The 14,253-nt window shown below is 66.9% G+C and carries 11 protein-coding genes; 8 read left to right on the top strand and 3 right to left on the bottom strand.

From position 1 onward, the window contains the following. The first annotated feature begins 116 nt into the window (after positions 1-116). The 3 genes from WJ16_RS16315 (at position 117) to WJ16_RS16300 (ending at position 4,549) form a co-directional block, all read left to right on the top strand. Positions 117-3,152, top strand: coding sequence for an ATP-binding protein (locus WJ16_RS16315; RefSeq protein ID WP_069258142.1), 3,036 nt, complete (start codon positions 117-119; stop codon positions 3,150-3,152). A gap of 738 nt (positions 3,153-3,890) precedes the next feature. Beyond that, positions 3,891-4,232 carry a SymE family type I addiction module toxin gene (locus WJ16_RS16305; protein WP_069258140.1) on the top strand — a complete coding sequence of 114 codons (342 nt, stop codon included), beginning with the start codon at positions 3,891-3,893 and terminating at the stop codon, positions 4,230-4,232. Next, positions 4,229-4,549, top strand: a complete 321-nt coding sequence (locus tag WJ16_RS16300) for a helix-turn-helix domain-containing protein (protein ID WP_069258139.1) — start codon at positions 4,229-4,231, stop codon at positions 4,547-4,549. Before WJ16_RS16305 ends, WJ16_RS16300 begins: the two co-directional genes overlap by 4 nt. Positions 4,550-4,682: 133 nt before the next feature. Here WJ16_RS16300 and WJ16_RS16295 read toward each other — a convergent pair whose 3' ends face one another. Together WJ16_RS16295 and WJ16_RS16290 are read right to left on the bottom strand one after the other, a co-directional pair. Continuing rightward, on the bottom strand, positions 4,683-5,450 hold the full coding sequence (locus WJ16_RS16295) for a glycosyltransferase family 25 protein (protein ID WP_236858271.1): 768 nt from the start codon (positions 5,448-5,450) through the stop codon (positions 4,683-4,685). Continuing rightward, positions 5,450-5,767: a hypothetical protein gene (locus WJ16_RS16290; protein ID WP_069258137.1), complete on the bottom strand. Its 318-nt coding sequence runs from the start codon at positions 5,765-5,767 to the stop codon at positions 5,450-5,452. The genes WJ16_RS16295 and WJ16_RS16290 overlap by 1 nt, the downstream gene beginning before the upstream one ends. 474 nt (positions 5,768-6,241) lie before the next feature. On the opposite strand from WJ16_RS16290, the gene WJ16_RS16285 reads away from it, so the two are divergent. The 3 genes from WJ16_RS16285 (at position 6,242) to WJ16_RS16275 (ending at position 9,354) form a co-directional block, all read left to right on the top strand. After that, a complete protein-coding gene (locus WJ16_RS16285) occupies positions 6,242-7,837 on the top strand; it encodes a tetratricopeptide repeat-containing glycosyltransferase family protein (protein WP_069258136.1) in 1,596 nt (531 codons plus the stop codon). Positions 7,838-7,850: 13 nt separating this feature from the next. Beyond that, on the top strand, positions 7,851-8,714 hold the full coding sequence (locus WJ16_RS16280) for a CgeB family protein (RefSeq protein ID WP_069258135.1): 864 nt from the start codon (positions 7,851-7,853) through the stop codon (positions 8,712-8,714). Between the two features lie 214 nt (positions 8,715-8,928). After that, a complete protein-coding gene (locus tag WJ16_RS16275; protein WP_069258748.1) occupies positions 8,929-9,354 on the top strand; it encodes an NUDIX hydrolase in 426 nt (141 codons plus the stop codon). Positions 9,355-9,460: 106 nt separating this feature from the next. Here WJ16_RS16275 and WJ16_RS16270 read toward each other — a convergent pair whose 3' ends face one another. Continuing rightward, entirely contained in the window at positions 9,461-10,297 is an 837-nt protein-coding gene (locus WJ16_RS16270) for a peptidylprolyl isomerase (protein ID WP_076605957.1), read from the bottom strand. 641 nt (positions 10,298-10,938) lie between these two features. Here WJ16_RS16270 and WJ16_RS16265 point away from each other — a divergent pair. Both WJ16_RS16265 and katG read left to right on the top strand, forming a co-directional pair. Further along, complete coding sequence (locus WJ16_RS16265) at positions 10,939-11,823, top strand: carbonic anhydrase (RefSeq protein WP_236858268.1); 885 nt, start codon at positions 10,939-10,941, stop codon at positions 11,821-11,823. A 35-nt stretch (positions 11,824-11,858) separates the two neighbouring features. Then, a complete protein-coding gene (gene katG, locus WJ16_RS16260) occupies positions 11,859-14,045 on the top strand; it encodes a catalase/peroxidase HPI (RefSeq protein ID WP_069258134.1) in 2,187 nt (728 codons plus the stop codon). The last annotated feature ends 208 nt before the right edge of the window (positions 14,046-14,253 follow it).

Raw genomic sequence — 14,253 nt, 5'->3', positions numbered from 1 at the left:
CGCCTTCCATCCCACACGGCTTACGGATATCGCTACGCGTCGCGATGCGCCGACGGCTTCGCCGTCCGCGTAGCACGCGGCCCCGATTTGCGCATTGATTTCACGGTATTCGTCCCATGCCCATCCGAAACCTGTTCGCGTCCCCGACGGACGCCAACGCGCCGTTCGCGTCGATCGACGGCGAGGCGCACGACCTGAGCCTGCTGCACCGCTACCAGCGCTTCACGCTGTACGGCGGCGCTGCCGTGCTATCGCTCGTGATCCTGTTCGCGACGAGCGTGCTGCTGGACGGCTCGGTGCACGACTACATCGCCAAGCGGCGCGAGCTGTTCACCACGCACAAAGCGCTCGTCGAACTCGAGATCGATGCGAAACAGGCGTCGGTGCGGCGCTCGGTGATCAACGCGGAGCTGCTGTGGAACAGCCACCCGCGCCATTCGCACAGCGCGGCCGAGGCGCTCGCGCGCGACGGCCACGTCGTGCTGTCGCCGTTGCGCAACGTGAGCGACATCTTCGTGACCGTGACGCCCGACGCGCTGGCCGGCAACGAATCCGACGAATACGTTCAACTGATGGAGCGGCTGACGATCTCCGTGGCCGCCGCCGAGCGGCAATCGGGGATGCCGCTGTCGGGCTACGCGTACAGCCCCGAGCGCAACGTGCTCGCGATCACGCCGCCGCCGTCGATGCCGTATCGCGACGTGCTGGAGCGCATCGGCGTGGCCGACACGCGCGCGCTGATCGACCGCCTCGCGTTCAACGTGGCCGACTGGTCGAACCCGGCCGTTGCGCGCTACTGGCGCTCGACGCGGCGCATCGCGTGGGAGCCGCCCGCGATCGACCCGCTCACCGGCAAGAAGGTGTTCCGCCTCGTCGAACCCGCGTTCGACGGCCCGCGGCATTTCATGACCTTCGTCAGCGATCTCGACGTGAACGTGCTTGACGAAAGGCTGAAGCAGGCGCCGGAAGACGCGGTGGTGATGCTGGTCGACCAGTCCGGCCGCGTGCTGCTGGACGAGGACCGCACGCGCGCGTCGATCGACGGCGCCGCGCTGATGCGCCACGCGCTCGCCCAGAACGTGTGGCGGCGCGGCCTCGACCGCTTCGACGAAAGCTATCTGCACGGCGTGTTCACGATCAGCGACCGGATCGCCGACACGGGCTTCGCGATCGTCTACGCGTACTCATGGCGCACGATCGCGATCGCAATCTGGCCGACGATCGTGCGCGAATTCGGCGTGGCCGCGCTGATCCTCGCCGTGCTGTGGTCGCTCGTGATCGCATTCGACCTGAAGGTGTTCGCGCCGGTGTTCCGCCGCTCGCGCCGCGTGTTCGAAACCGACGAGATGAGCCGCGCGATCATCGCGACGTCGCCGTTCGGCATCGTGCTCGTATCGCTCGACACCGACACGGTGCTGCTGCGCAACCGGATGCACGAGCTGTACGAAAGCGCGGCCGGCGACCCGCCGCTGCACGAACGCCTGCTCGCGCGCTACCGGCAGGGGGCCGACGGCGCGCCCGTGCAACTCGACGTGGAATTCCCGGTGACGCTCGACGACGGCCGCGCGCGCGACCTGCTCGTGAACTTCGTGCGCGTGCGCTACCGCGGCAAGGACACGCTGCTATGCGGCTTCTCCGACATCACGACGCGCGCCGACACCGAGCGCGCGCTCGACAGCGCGAACCGCGCGAAATCGACGTTCCTCGCGACGATCAGCCACGAGATCCGCACGCCGCTGAACGCGATGCTCGGCAATCTCGAACTGCTCGACAAGGCGCCCGACCGCAATCGCGAGAAGTCGCGGCTGCACGCGGTCACGTCGGCCGCGCGGATGCTGCTCGACATGCTGAACAACGTGCTCGACATGACCAAGATCGAGGCCGACCGGATGACGCTCGAAGCGACCAGCTTCCGCATCGACGAACTCGCGCGCGACATCGTCGAGCTGTTCGAGCCGATCGCGCGCGCGAAGGGCGTGGCGCTGCGCGTCGACGTCGACGTGCAGGCGGCACGGCCGTACGTGGGCGATCCGCTGCGGGTGCGGCAGATCGTCGTCAACCTGGTCAGCAACGCGATCAAGTTCACCGACCGCGGCACGGTCGCGCTGTCGGTGACGGCGCCCGCGGCCGACGGCACGCCGGTGATGATCCGCGTCAGCGATTCCGGCATCGGCATGACGGCCGCGCAGCTCGAACACGTGTTCGAGCCGTTCGCGCAGGCCGACGAATCGATCGCGCGCCGCTTCGGCGGCACGGGCATCGGCCTGCCGCTGAGCAACCGGCTCGCGGAATCGATGGGCGGGCGCATCGCGGTGGACAGCGTGCCGAACGTCGGTTCGACCTTCGTCGTGTCGCTGCCGCTGCCGCTCGACCATCAGCACGGGTTGCAGCCGGCCCCGGCCGGCGGCGACGCGCCCGACCTGCGCGTGCTGTTCGTCGACGACAACCCGGTCAACCGTTCGCTCGTACACGACCAGCTCGACGTGCTCGGCTATCGCGCCGACGTGGCGTCGAGCGTGGCGGAGGCGCTCGATCTCGTCGAGCGGCACGACTACGCAATCGTGATGACCGACCTCAACATGCCGGGCCTCGACGGCTATGCGCTCGCGCGGATGCTGCGCGAGCGCGGCCGCGCGCTGCCGATCCTGGCCGTGACCGCGCATGCGGAGCCGGACGAGATGCGGCTGTCGAAGGAAGCCGGCATCGACGAGATCGTCACAAAGCCGACGTCGCTGCGCTCGCTCGAACAGGCGATCGCGAAATACACCGGCCCGTGGCGGCCGGGCCGCGCGCTGCTGCCGGCGCCGGCGAGCACGCGCGGGCCGCTGCCGCGCGACCTGCTCGCGGCGCTGGCCGATGCGACGAATCGGGCCAATGCGGCGATCGTGCGCGCGCTCGAATACGGCGACCTGAAGGCCGCCCGCGCGGAGATCCACAGCATGCGCGGCGCGTTCGCGATGATCGGCGAGCGCGACGTGTCGGGGCTCTGCGCGTCGCTGGAAGCGCTGGCGCTGGCCGGCGACGCGGTGGCGTTCGCGCGCGAGTTCGAGCAGTACCGAAGCAGCGCCGAAAGCACGCTCGCGCGGCGCGCCGGAGCGGACGCCGAGCCGCGTGCCGAACCGCTCGCGATGGCGACGGCAGCGAAGCAGTGACGATGAAGCGGGGGCGAAGCGGGCAGGCTGCTCGCTTCGGTTCGTCCGGATGACGAAGGAAGGAAGTGCGCGGCAACCGTGGGCCGGTGTTCGACGCTCGCATGAGGCAGCGTGAGGAGTAGTGCTACAACCGACGTAGCGCGCATTACGGCCGGGCCCAACGACCGCCGTCGAAGATGCGTCACGGTGCCGCGCAAACCAAGCTTAACGCCGGCGGATGCCGTATCCAATAGGACTGAGCCGATTCGCGCTGGGATTCGATCCCGTTTTAAAGAGATGCCGCGCGTGGCCGGATCGCGGCCGGTGCGTCGTATCGCGCGGTCATGCGTGGATCGTCGACGCATCGCGTGCATGCATCGTCATCGCGAGCGGCGAATGCGATCGTCGTGCGGTGTGCGACGGGTGCCTCGAAGCGAGCGTCCGACACGTTTTTCAACATATTGGCGATGAATCGACGATGCGCGCCGCCGGCGCAAACGCGCCGAAATCGTTGTCCAGCAAGCATCCCGCCCATAGGCCTAATGGCCAATTCTGCAGAAACGCACATAACCATCGCCCCAAACCGTTCGAACCTCGCTAAAGTTGTTGCACGTTTTCGCAAGGAGGTTCAGGTCATGTCGACGCGCCACGCATGTGACGAAGTGACGATCGGCCTGCGCTGCGTAAACGAGCGCGACCTGCAGGTGTAGGTGCACCAGCAGGCCGCTGACCACAACCAACTCAACCAAGGAGTTGCCCATGGCTGACGCGAATCATAGCGCACCATTTATTTTCCAAGACTGTTTCGTCGACCGTGAGACCTCGTCTCACTCTCGCCGCATCGTCCCGCATCTGAGGCTCACCGATATGTCACCGCCGGTCGTGCATCTGTGGATGAAGCTGTCCGGCCGGTGGATCGAGGCGGCGGGCTTCGATCCCGAGCAGCGCCTGCAGATCGAGGTGTCGCACCAGCGGCTGGTGATCACGCCGCTCGACGCGGCGGGCAGCGATGCTGTCGGCAAGCATGAATTCCCCGCTGTCGAACCCGCGACGGAACGGCAGCCGCGGCAATGTCTGGTCACGACGGGAGACGCACGATGAAGCGCAAAGCGAAGAAAACCACCACCGACAACCTGCCGGACGATTTCGACCTCTACGACGTCGGCGAACTGTCGGCCAAGTGCGCACTCGTGCTGAAACTCAACGCACTGATCGCGTCGCGCGGCCTGAGTGAAGACGAGGCTGCGGCGCTCGCGGACATGGTCCGGGCGGCGGTCACGCCCGAGCAGCGCGAGCGGCTCCGGAACGTGACGCTGGATCATCTGATGGTGATGCTGGCGGCATTTGGCCAGCATGTGGAAATCGTGGTGCGGCCCGTGGGGGAAGCGGGCCCGGCGGGTATCACGGTATCGGTCTGACGCGTTCCGTCATCCGCATTGAACGCGCAAAAAAGCCGCTGCCATCGTCATCGGCAGCGGCTCACCCGACGGATCGCCCGATCCGCGCTGCGCGTGATACCCACGTTGATTGTCGAATCGTCGCTTCGCGCGGTCAGACCTGGATCGTCGACGTCTCGCGCGCGTTCATCGTCACGGCGAGCGGCGGAAAGGTCGCCACGCTGCGCATCGCGCCGTAGAACTTGTTCATCACGACATCGATGCCGTAGTTCCCCATCATCCGGCCTAGCCCGTGCGAATACAGCACCTCCGGTTGCAGCGGAAAGCAGCGATCGAGCAGGAAGCGCGCGCCGGCCGGCGAGATCGTGTACGCGCAGATCCCGTAGAACTCGAGCAGGTTCATCACGAGCACCGGGCCGCGATCGTTCTGGAAATCGCCGATCGCGTCGGTGAGCGCCGCTTCGTCGAAGCGCATCGTCACCGGCGTGCGGCTGTTGAAGATCGACCCGCGCAGGATCGAATCGAAGTTGTAGCCCCACGCGACGAAATCGTGACGTCCGGGGTTGTCGCGCAGGAATTGCAGCGTCGCGTCGTGGAAGTCCGGCCGGAAGATCGCATCGTCCTCGGCGATCGTCACGAGTTCGCTGCCGGCGGCGATGTCGGTCCACAGGCGGTGCGTGGTCATCGCGATGCCGAACGCGCCGCGCGTGTACGGCAGCCCGGGCGCGAACAGGCCGGAAGCCGCGATATCCTCTTCCGACAACGCACGCCCGTCGATCGCGTCGACGAATTCGAAATCCAGATTCGGGTTGTTCGCGCGGAACGCGTGCCGGCGCGCGTCGCTGCGGCGCAGTGAGATGACCTGCACGGTCGGGCGCACGGCCGGCTCGACGGCAAGCGACGCGAGTGCGTTCGTCGTCATCATTGCCACCCCGTCACGACCGAGATCCCGAACACGATGCCGAGCACGATGCCCACCGTGCGGCCTTGCAGGATCGGCTTCAATGCGGCCGGCTCGAAGAACGGATCGATCGCGTCCTCGCGGTTGCGCCATGCGGCGAACAGCGGCGGCACGAGCAGCACGAACGCCATCAGCAGCGCGGTGACCAGCGTCACCGCCAGGCCGCCGGCAACCCATCGCGTACCGGTTTCGATCACGAAATGCACGAGCGCGACGGTCGCCGAACTCGCGATCATCCCGACCACCGCGCCCTTCACCAGATTATCTGCATCACTCATCGACTGTCCTCCATCGCCAGATTCATTCGTGCCGATCGGAATCGGCGGATGCTGCGTATTACAGGCGAGTCGGACGCGAATCTCTATCGGACGGGTCTTATTGTCCGGTGGTGGCGTGGCGAAATAGGACCAGACCTACATCGGCGGGCGCGGGGCGATGCGGCGCCGCGCGTCGAACCAACGCGATGCATTGCCCGCAGGGCGTGGCTGTAAACACGCCCCCCTTTCCGCCTGGCAGCCCCCCGAAACGTCGAATCAGCCCTTTTAGGACTGGTCCGATTCAGTTGCCGACCGCGTCTGCATAAAGTGGAACCCGTCACGGCACCGGGCCTTCCGCCCCACAACCGGCATGACGATCCTCGCGACGCGTGCTTGCCGGAACGTCCCGGCAAGCACGCTCGGCGCCCCTTCCCCGATTGACGATGCAACCGTTCGCCGCGCCGATGCGCGACCGATTTCCCGGAGCGATTTCACATGCAGATCACGACGCACGACATGCCCACTCTCGCGGACCAGCCTCATCAGCAGGACAACCACGACGACGCGGTTCAGCCCGTATCGGCGCCCGGCACGCTCGACGAATCCGTCGCCGACACCACGCAGACGCTGACCGACCGCGGCGACGTCACCCGTGCCGTCGAGTTGGCCGCCGAGCACTGGCGGATGCATCCGGCGTCGCCGTCGGCGGCGTTCAACTGCGGTTACGCGCTCCAGATGGCCGGGCGTCACGCGGAAGCGATCGCGCCGTACCGCAAGACGTTCGAACTGGCGCCCGCGTGGCCGTCGCTGAAGAACAATCTCGCGCTCGCGATCCGCCTGTCGGACGGCGATCCCGACGAGGAGCACGCGTTCATCGAAGGCGCGCTCGACGACGATCCGCACGACGCCCGCGCGTGGACGAATGCGGTGATTACGCGTCTCGACCGGTTCGACCTCGACGGCGCGCAACGCGCGGCCACGCGGGCCGTGTCGCTCGCGCCGGACAGCCCGCAAGCGATGAACAACGCGGCCACGATGTTCAAGGAGGCGCAGCAGTGGGGCGATGCCGAGCGGTATGCGCTGCATACCTGCGCGCTCGATCCGCACAACCCGGCGCGCCGCTACAACCTGTCGCTGCTGCGCCTCGCGCGCGGCGATTTCGCGTCGGGGTGGCGCGATTACGAAACCCGCTGGATAGGCGCGGGCGAACTGCGCGGCACGCTGCCCGCGTTTGCGCGGCCGCGCTGGCGCGGCGAATCGCTCGCCGGCAAGACGCTGCTCGTCTGGGGCGAACAGGGGCTCGGCGACGTGCTGCAATTCAGCCGCTACGTGCCGCTGCTCGCGGAGCGCGTGCATCGCGAAGGCGGGCGCATCGTGTGGAACGTGTTTCCGGCATTGAGCGCGCTGATCCAGCGCAGCCTCGGCCATCACGTCGACGTCTTCGACGCCGGCATCGATATCGACCACCTGCCCGAGCACGACTACGAACTGCCACTGCTGAGCATTCCGTGGCTGCTCGGCCTCGACGCCGACACGCTCGCCACGTCCGCGCCGTATCTCCATGCGGACGCCGCGGCCACCGACGCGTGGCGCCATGCGCTCGCCGGCGAGCGGCGGATGAAGGTCGGCCTCGCGTGGACCGGCAGCCTCACGCACCAGCGCAACCGCTTCCGCCGCGTCGGGCTCGAACGCTACGCGGACGCGTTCGGCAACTTGCAGCAGGACGTCGCGTTCTACTCGCTGCAGCCGGGCGCGCAGCACGACATCGAGGCCGCGCGCGCGGCCGGCTTCGAGGTGACGGACCTGACCCGCGAATGGAACACGCTCGACGACACCGCCGCGTTCATCGGCGCGCTCGATCTCGTGATCACCGTGTGCACGTCGGTCGCGCACCTGAGCGGCGCGCTCGGCCAGTTCACGTGGGTGCTGCTCGATGCGAACCCGCACTGGGTCTGGCAGCACGACCGGCGCGACAGCCTGTTCTATCCGGGCGCGTCGCTGTACCGGCAACGGACCTTCGCCGACTGGGGGCCCGTGCTCGACGAGGCGGCGGCCGATCTGCGCGATCTCGCCGGCCGCAACGCCGAATAACGGGGCGCGCGGCATGGACTACAACCTCTGCGTCGTGCGGCCGCCGGACAATCCGCATACGGCCGCGTTCGACGAACTCGCGGAAGTCATCGCGTACGGGCTGCACGATCTCGGCCACGCGGTGCACATGCACGACAATGTGCTGATGCCCGGCGCGCGCAACATCATGATCGGCTGCCATCATGCCGAGCCGTGTTCGATCGAACACGTGCCGGCCGACACGATCATCGTCAACACAGAGCAGATTCACGTGGACGAGCGCGACTGGAACGAGCGGATCTATTTCTGGACCTCGCGCTTCGAAACCTGGGACTACAGCGAGCGCAATCTCGCGAAGCTCCACAGCGTCGGCATACGCGAGACGCGCCATCTGAAACTGGGTTTTCATCCGGCGCTGCGCCGCATTCCGGCGAACGTGGAGCAGGACATCGACGTGCTGTTCTACGGCTCGATCGGGCCGCGGCGTCAGATCGTGCTCGACGCGCTGGCCTCGCGCGGGCTGAAGGTTTGTGCCGTGTACGGCGTGTACGGCGAGGCGCGCGATGCGCTGATCGCCCGCGCGAAAGTCGTGCTGAACCTGCATCACTATGCGTCGCACATCTTCGAGATCGTGCGCGTGTTCTACCTGATGACCAACGGCAAAGCGATCGTCGGCGAAGTGTCGCCGACCACGGCGGTCGACCCCGACTATGCGGACGGGTTCCGCGCGGCGCCGTATGACGCGCTCGTCGATGCGTGCGTCAAGCTGGTGCGTGACGCCGAACAGCGTCGCACGCTCGAGGCGGCGGCACTGGAAACGATCGCGCGGATCCCGCAGGCACGGGCGCTCGCTGCGCTGCTGGCGCCACAGGCCGTGGCCGAGTCGCTGGCCGAGTAGCCGCGCGACGCGTTCGATCCACGGTTCATCGCACGAATCAGGCCAGTCTGATTTCCCGCCGAAACATCCTTCCCGACAATAGCGCTGCTGGACGGCCGGCGACGGCTCGCCGGTCGATCGACACAACGCGGACCTTTCCCGTCTTGAAGCCGCTTCCCGGAAGCGGCGTTTTTCACACCGCGGCATTCGCCGCACGCAATTGGACGACATCATCATGAGAGAACGCGCCACCGTCCTGTGCCGACGCGGGGACCGGATTCTGCTGGTCGCCCGATCGCACGCCCGCTGGGCGCTACCCGGCGGCCGACCCAAACCCGACGAATCGCTGAGCGACGCAGCGCGCCGCGAACTCGCGGAAGAAACCGGGCTCGCCTGCCGGAGCCTGCGCTACCTGTTTCGCGCGGCCGGCAAGCACAAGCTGCATCACGTGTTCCTCGCGGATCTCGACGCACACGCTATCGCCAGGCCGTCGCGGGAAATCGCGCACTGCGCGTGGTTCGACCGGCAGGCGATCTCGTCGATCGATTGCAGCGCGCCGACGCCCGCAATCGTCGAACTTGCCCTCGACATGACGCTCGATGCGCCGCCCGTACTCCTCATGATTCATGTCGACGCAGCGCAGGCCGTGCCGACGGAATGATTGTTTGAAGGGACGACGGAATCAATCCGATGCCGTCGAAACGCCGAAGACATAAAAAAAGCTCGGCGGGCCATGAGCCCGCCGAGCCTCTTTCTGCTCGCGCGCGTTACTGCTGAATCGTCGCTTGCGCGGCCAGCTTGTCGACCAGCGCGGTCATCGCGCTTTGCCGTGCCTGCTGCTCCAGTTGCTGTCGCAGCACGCCCTTGGCCTTGTCAAAGGTCGGCACGACCACCGGGCGCTTGTCGTCGAGCTTCACGAACGCGTACGCATTGCCGATCCGGATCGGGCCGGACACCGCGCCCGGCTTCAGCGACGTCATCGCCTGCGCGAGCGGCATCGGCAGCCCGCCCGTACGGCCTTCGGCCAGCGGCGTCTTCAGTTCGCTCCACTCGGCCACGCCGCCGTTGGGGGTCGTGTTGTACTTCTTCGCAACCGTGTCGAACGCCGTACCCTTCTTCAGCTCGGCAACCGCCGCATTCGCCTGCGCGGCATCGGCCACGGCCAGCACTTCCGCACGGTATTCGAACTGCGCCGCGTTCGCGACGATGTAGTCGTAACGCGCCTTCACCTGCGCATCGGTCACGCGCTGCGCGCCCAGCGCGTCGCGCAGGTACAGATCGGCCGCCGCGCTGGCACGCGCACGCGACACGATGTTCTGCACTTCGGGGCGGCTGCCGTAGTTCGCCTTGTCGGCGGCCTGCTCGACCAGCTGGCGCACGATCAGGTCGCGCTTCACCGCGGCGCGCAGCGCCGGCGTATCGGCTTGCCCGGATGCCTTGACGATCGTGTCCACGTCGCTCTGCGCGATCGGTGCGTTGTTCACGACGGCGACGACGCCGGCCGGCAGCGAGGCCGCGCCGGCCTCGGCCGCGACGACGCTCGTCATGCCGGTGGCGCAGACGAGCGCGATCACGGCGGGAATGGCTTGAATACGAGTCTTCATGATGGAGTCCTTGATGATTGACCGCGCACGAAGCGCTGCGCGTGTGAACGAAGAAAACAACAGGGCGTGGGCGACACCGCTCGATCGCGATGCGTCGTCGGTGATGCACCGCGCGGGGTGTACCGGAATCGCGGATGACGCGAGGCGAACTGCCGTACCGCATACCCGTTGCCGTGACCGGCGACAGCGACGGCGATGCGCCGCATGCGGAACCCGTTGGCTGCCGCCAACAGGGAAGAGTGCCCTGCGCTCGCATATGGCAGCGTTGTTACCTTGGCCGCTCGGTCCACTCGATCGGTCACGACCGCGCCCACCGGCCGCCGCAAGGCACTCTTCCCTGTCGCTCGGCCGCGTGCCACGTTCCTTGCCGCGTATCGAGCGCGGAAAAAAGACGCCGCCCGCATCGGGCGGCGTTCGGAACGAAGACTAGCTTCGGGTATGGGTATCGAACGGATCACCCTGAAACCGTTCGACCGACACATTGTGGGCAGACGCCCACGACGACACAATCAGCCTGGTCCTACATCGGGCGGGTTTCTCTCGTCTCGATGACAACCGCGGCGCGGCGTGGCTCGGTGCGTTCCTGTAATGGCTTCCGGATGGACAGCGCACGACGTGCAGCCTGAATCAGACAAGTCTGATTGGAACCCATTGGGTCGATACGAATAATGAAATGGCTCGCGGTCACGCATGCATTGGATGCTGCCGCGGGGCGATCTCCTTTCACCTTCCTGTATCGAGGATCCCGTTTGAGTCATCGCATCAACCTGACGCCGCTCGTCAAGGCCATCCGGCGGGCGGCGCTGCCGCTCTTCGCCGCCGTCATCGCAAGCGGCGCGCATGCCGCCAGCGCCACTGCACAAGATCAGCACGACTTCGATTACGCGCATCAGCAGGCGTGGCAGATCGAATCGGGCGATGCGCAATCGCCGATCGACATTCGCTCGGGCACCGTCGTGCAGGCGGAGCGCTTGCCCGGCGTGAACGACGCGATCGTCGTGCAGGTCGCGCGCGGCGGTGCGACCGTCGTGGACAACGGACACACCGTCCAGGTCGTGCCGAAGCGGAGCGACGTGATCATTCGCGGCCGTCACTTCAGATTGCTCCAGGTGCACTTCCACGCACCGGCCGAGCACACGATCGACGGCCGGCGTTATCCGCTCGAAGGCCATTTCGTGTTCCGCGCGCAGGACGGCCGGCTTGCCGTCGTGGCCGTGCTGTACCGCGCCGGCGCGGAAAACGCGCAGTTCGCGTCGATCGTGCGCGCGGCGCGACGCGACGTTGCGTCGCCGCTGGCGTCGTTCGATACGGCCATGCTGATGCCGGCCGATCTCGACAGCTATTACCACTACCTCGGCTCGCTGACGACACCGCCGCTCACCGAGAACGTCGAATGGTATGTGCTGCAGGACACCGTGGAACTGTCGCAGGCCGACATCGCCGCGTTTACGCAGCACTACTCGCACAACGCGCGCGCCACGCAGCCGCTGAACGGGCGTCCGTTGTTGAAATATCAAGCGAACTGAACCGAAGCAACATCGATCATCCACGGAGAACATTCATGACGAATCAATCGAAGTGCCCGTTCCATCAAGCCGCAAGCAGCGGCACGACGAACAAGGACTGGTGGCCGAACCAGCTGAACCTGAACGTCCTGCATCGGCACTCGCCGCTGTCCGATCCGATGGACAAGGATTTCGACTACGCCGAGGCGTTCAAGAAGCTCGACCTCGCGGCGGTAAAGAAGGATCTGCACGCGCTGATGACGACGTCGCAGGACTGGTGGCCGGCCGACTTCGGCCACTACGGCGGCCTGTTCATCCGCATGGCCTGGCACAGCGCCGGCACCTACCGCACGGCCGACGGCCGCGGCGGCGCGGGCGGCGGGCAGCAGCGCTTCGCGCCGCTGAACAGCTGGCCGGACAACGTGAGTCTCGACAAGGCGCGCCGCCTGCTGTGGCCGATCAAGCAGAAGTACGGCCGCAACATCTCGTGGGCCGACCTGCTGATCCTGACCGGCAACGTCGCGCTCGAATCGATGGGCTTCAAGACCTTCGGCTATGCCGGCGGCCGCGTCGACACGTGGGAACCGGACGACGTGTACTGGGGCTCGGAAAAGATCTGGCTGGAACTGAGCGGCGGCCCGAACAGCCGCTACTCGGGCAAGCGCGAGCTCGAAAGCCCGCTCGCCGCCGTGCAGATGGGCCTCATCTACGTGAACCCGGAAGGCCCGGACGGCAACCCCGACCCGGTCGCCGCCGCGCACGACATCCGCGAGACGTTCGCGCGCATGGCGATGAACGACGAGGAAACGGTCGCGCTGATCGCGGGCGGCCACACGTTCGGCAAGACGCACGGCGCGGGTCCGGCCTCGAACGTCGGCCCCGAGCCGGAAGCCGCGGGCCTCGAGCAGCAGGGTCTCGGCTGGAAGAGCACGTTCGGCACGGGCAAGGGCAAGGACACGATCACGAGCGGCCTCGAAGTCACGTGGACGTCGACGCCGACCCAATGGAGCAACGACTTCTTCAAGCACCTGTTCAGCTACGAGTGGGAGCTCACGAAGAGCCCGGCCGGTGCGCACCAGTGGGTCGCGAAGGATGCGGACGAAGTGATTCCGGATGCATACGACCCGTCGAAGAAGCATCGCCCGACGATGCTGACGACCGACCTGTCGCTGCGTTTCGATCCGGCCTACGAAAAGATCTCGCGCCGCTTCTACGAGAACCCGGCCGAGTTCGCCGATGCGTTCGCCCGCGCGTGGTTCAAGCTCACGCACCGCGACATGGGCCCGCGTACCCGCTATCTCGGCCCGGAAGTGCCGGCCGAGCATCTGCTGTGGCAGGACCCGATTCCGGCCGTCGACCACCCGTTGATCGACGCCGCCGACGTCGCGGCGCTGAAGGCGAAGGTGCTCGCATCGGGCCTCACGGTGTCGCAGCTGGTATCGACCGCATGGGCGTCGGCGGCGACGTTCCGCGGCTCGGACAAGCGCGGCGGCGCGAACGGCGCGCGCATCCGCCTCGCGCCGCAGAAGGACTGGGAAGTGAACCAGCCCGCGCAGCTCGCGACGGTGCTCGAGACGCTCGAAGGCGTGCAGAAGGCGTTCAACGACGCGCAGACGGGCGGCAAGAAGGTGTCGCTCGCCGACCTGATCGTGCTGGCCGGTGCGGCCGGCGTCGAGCAGGCCGCGAAGAACGCGGGCATTACGGTGACGGTGCCGTTCGCGCCGGGCCGTGCGGATGCGACGCAGGAAGAGACGGACATCGACGCGATGGCCGTGCTCGAACCGCTGGCCGACGGCTTCCGCAACTTCCTGAAGCACGCGTACAAGACGCCGGCCGAAGCGCTGCTGGTCGACAAGGCGCAACTGCTGACGCTGAGCGCGCCGGAGATGACGGTGCTGGTCGGCGGGCTGCGGGTGCTCGGCGCGAATGCGGGCGGTGCGAAGCACGGCGTGTTCACCGACCGTCCGGAAGCGCTGACGAACGACTTCTTCGTGAACCTGCTCGACATGGGCACGGAGTGGAAGCCGGCGTCGGCCGCGAACGACGTGTTCGAAGGGCGCGATCGGGCGACGGGGCAGGTCAAGTGGACCGGTACGCGTGTCGACCTGATCTTCGGTTCGCATGCGCAACTGCGTGCGCTGGCCGAGGTGTACGGCAGCGCGGATGCGAAGGAGAAGTTCGCGCACGACTTCGTCGCGGCCTGGAACAAGGTGATGAACCTCGATCGCTTCGATCTCGCGTGAATGTCGCCGCAGGGTGATGCGGTAACGCACTGACGCAGCAATGCAAACGGCCAGTCGAGAGACTGGCCGTTTGCGTTACGGATTCAACCCGGCGTCAGTTAGACAGCCGGGCCGCCAGTGCCCGCGCGCTTCGGCTTCTCGCTGTTGAGTGGCATACGCGAGGATGTCGCCGGCCGCATCGAGTTCGCTCACGCAGCGCGGCCTTTCG

The organism is Burkholderia metallica (genome assembly GCF_001718555.1).
Taxonomy (GTDB): domain Bacteria; phylum Pseudomonadota; class Gammaproteobacteria; order Burkholderiales; family Burkholderiaceae; genus Burkholderia; species Burkholderia metallica.
The sequence above is the reverse complement of the archived record's forward strand: the minus strand, read 5'-3'. Positions and strand labels throughout refer to the sequence as shown.

Excerpts from the sequence above, each read along its gene's own strand:
- WJ16_RS16285 (WP_069258136.1), top strand. The coding sequence starts at position 6,242 with ATGCAGATCACGACGCACGACATGCCCACTCTCGCGGACCAGCCTCAT.
- WJ16_RS16290 (WP_069258137.1), bottom strand. The coding sequence starts at position 5,767 with ATGAGTGATGCAGATAATCTGGTGAAGGGCGCGGTGGTCGGGATGATC.
- WJ16_RS16280 (WP_069258135.1), top strand. The coding sequence starts at position 7,851 with ATGGACTACAACCTCTGCGTCGTGCGGCCGCCGGACAATCCGCATACG.
- WJ16_RS16275 (WP_069258748.1), top strand. The coding sequence starts at position 8,929 with ATGAGAGAACGCGCCACCGTCCTGTGCCGACGCGGGGACCGGATTCTG.
- WJ16_RS16295 (WP_236858271.1), bottom strand. The coding sequence starts at position 5,450 with ATGACGACGAACGCACTCGCGTCGCTTGCCGTCGAGCCGGCCGTGCGC.
- WJ16_RS16305 (WP_069258140.1), top strand. The coding sequence starts at position 3,891 with ATGGCTGACGCGAATCATAGCGCACCATTTATTTTCCAAGACTGTTTC.
- WJ16_RS16270 (WP_076605957.1), bottom strand. The coding sequence starts at position 10,297 with ATGAAGACTCGTATTCAAGCCATTCCCGCCGTGATCGCGCTCGTCTGC.
- WJ16_RS16315 (WP_069258142.1), top strand. The coding sequence starts at position 117 with ATGCCCATCCGAAACCTGTTCGCGTCCCCGACGGACGCCAACGCGCCG.
- katG (WP_069258134.1), top strand. The coding sequence starts at position 11,859 with ATGACGAATCAATCGAAGTGCCCGTTCCATCAAGCCGCAAGCAGCGGC.
- WJ16_RS16300 (WP_069258139.1), top strand. The coding sequence starts at position 4,229 with ATGAAGCGCAAAGCGAAGAAAACCACCACCGACAACCTGCCGGACGAT.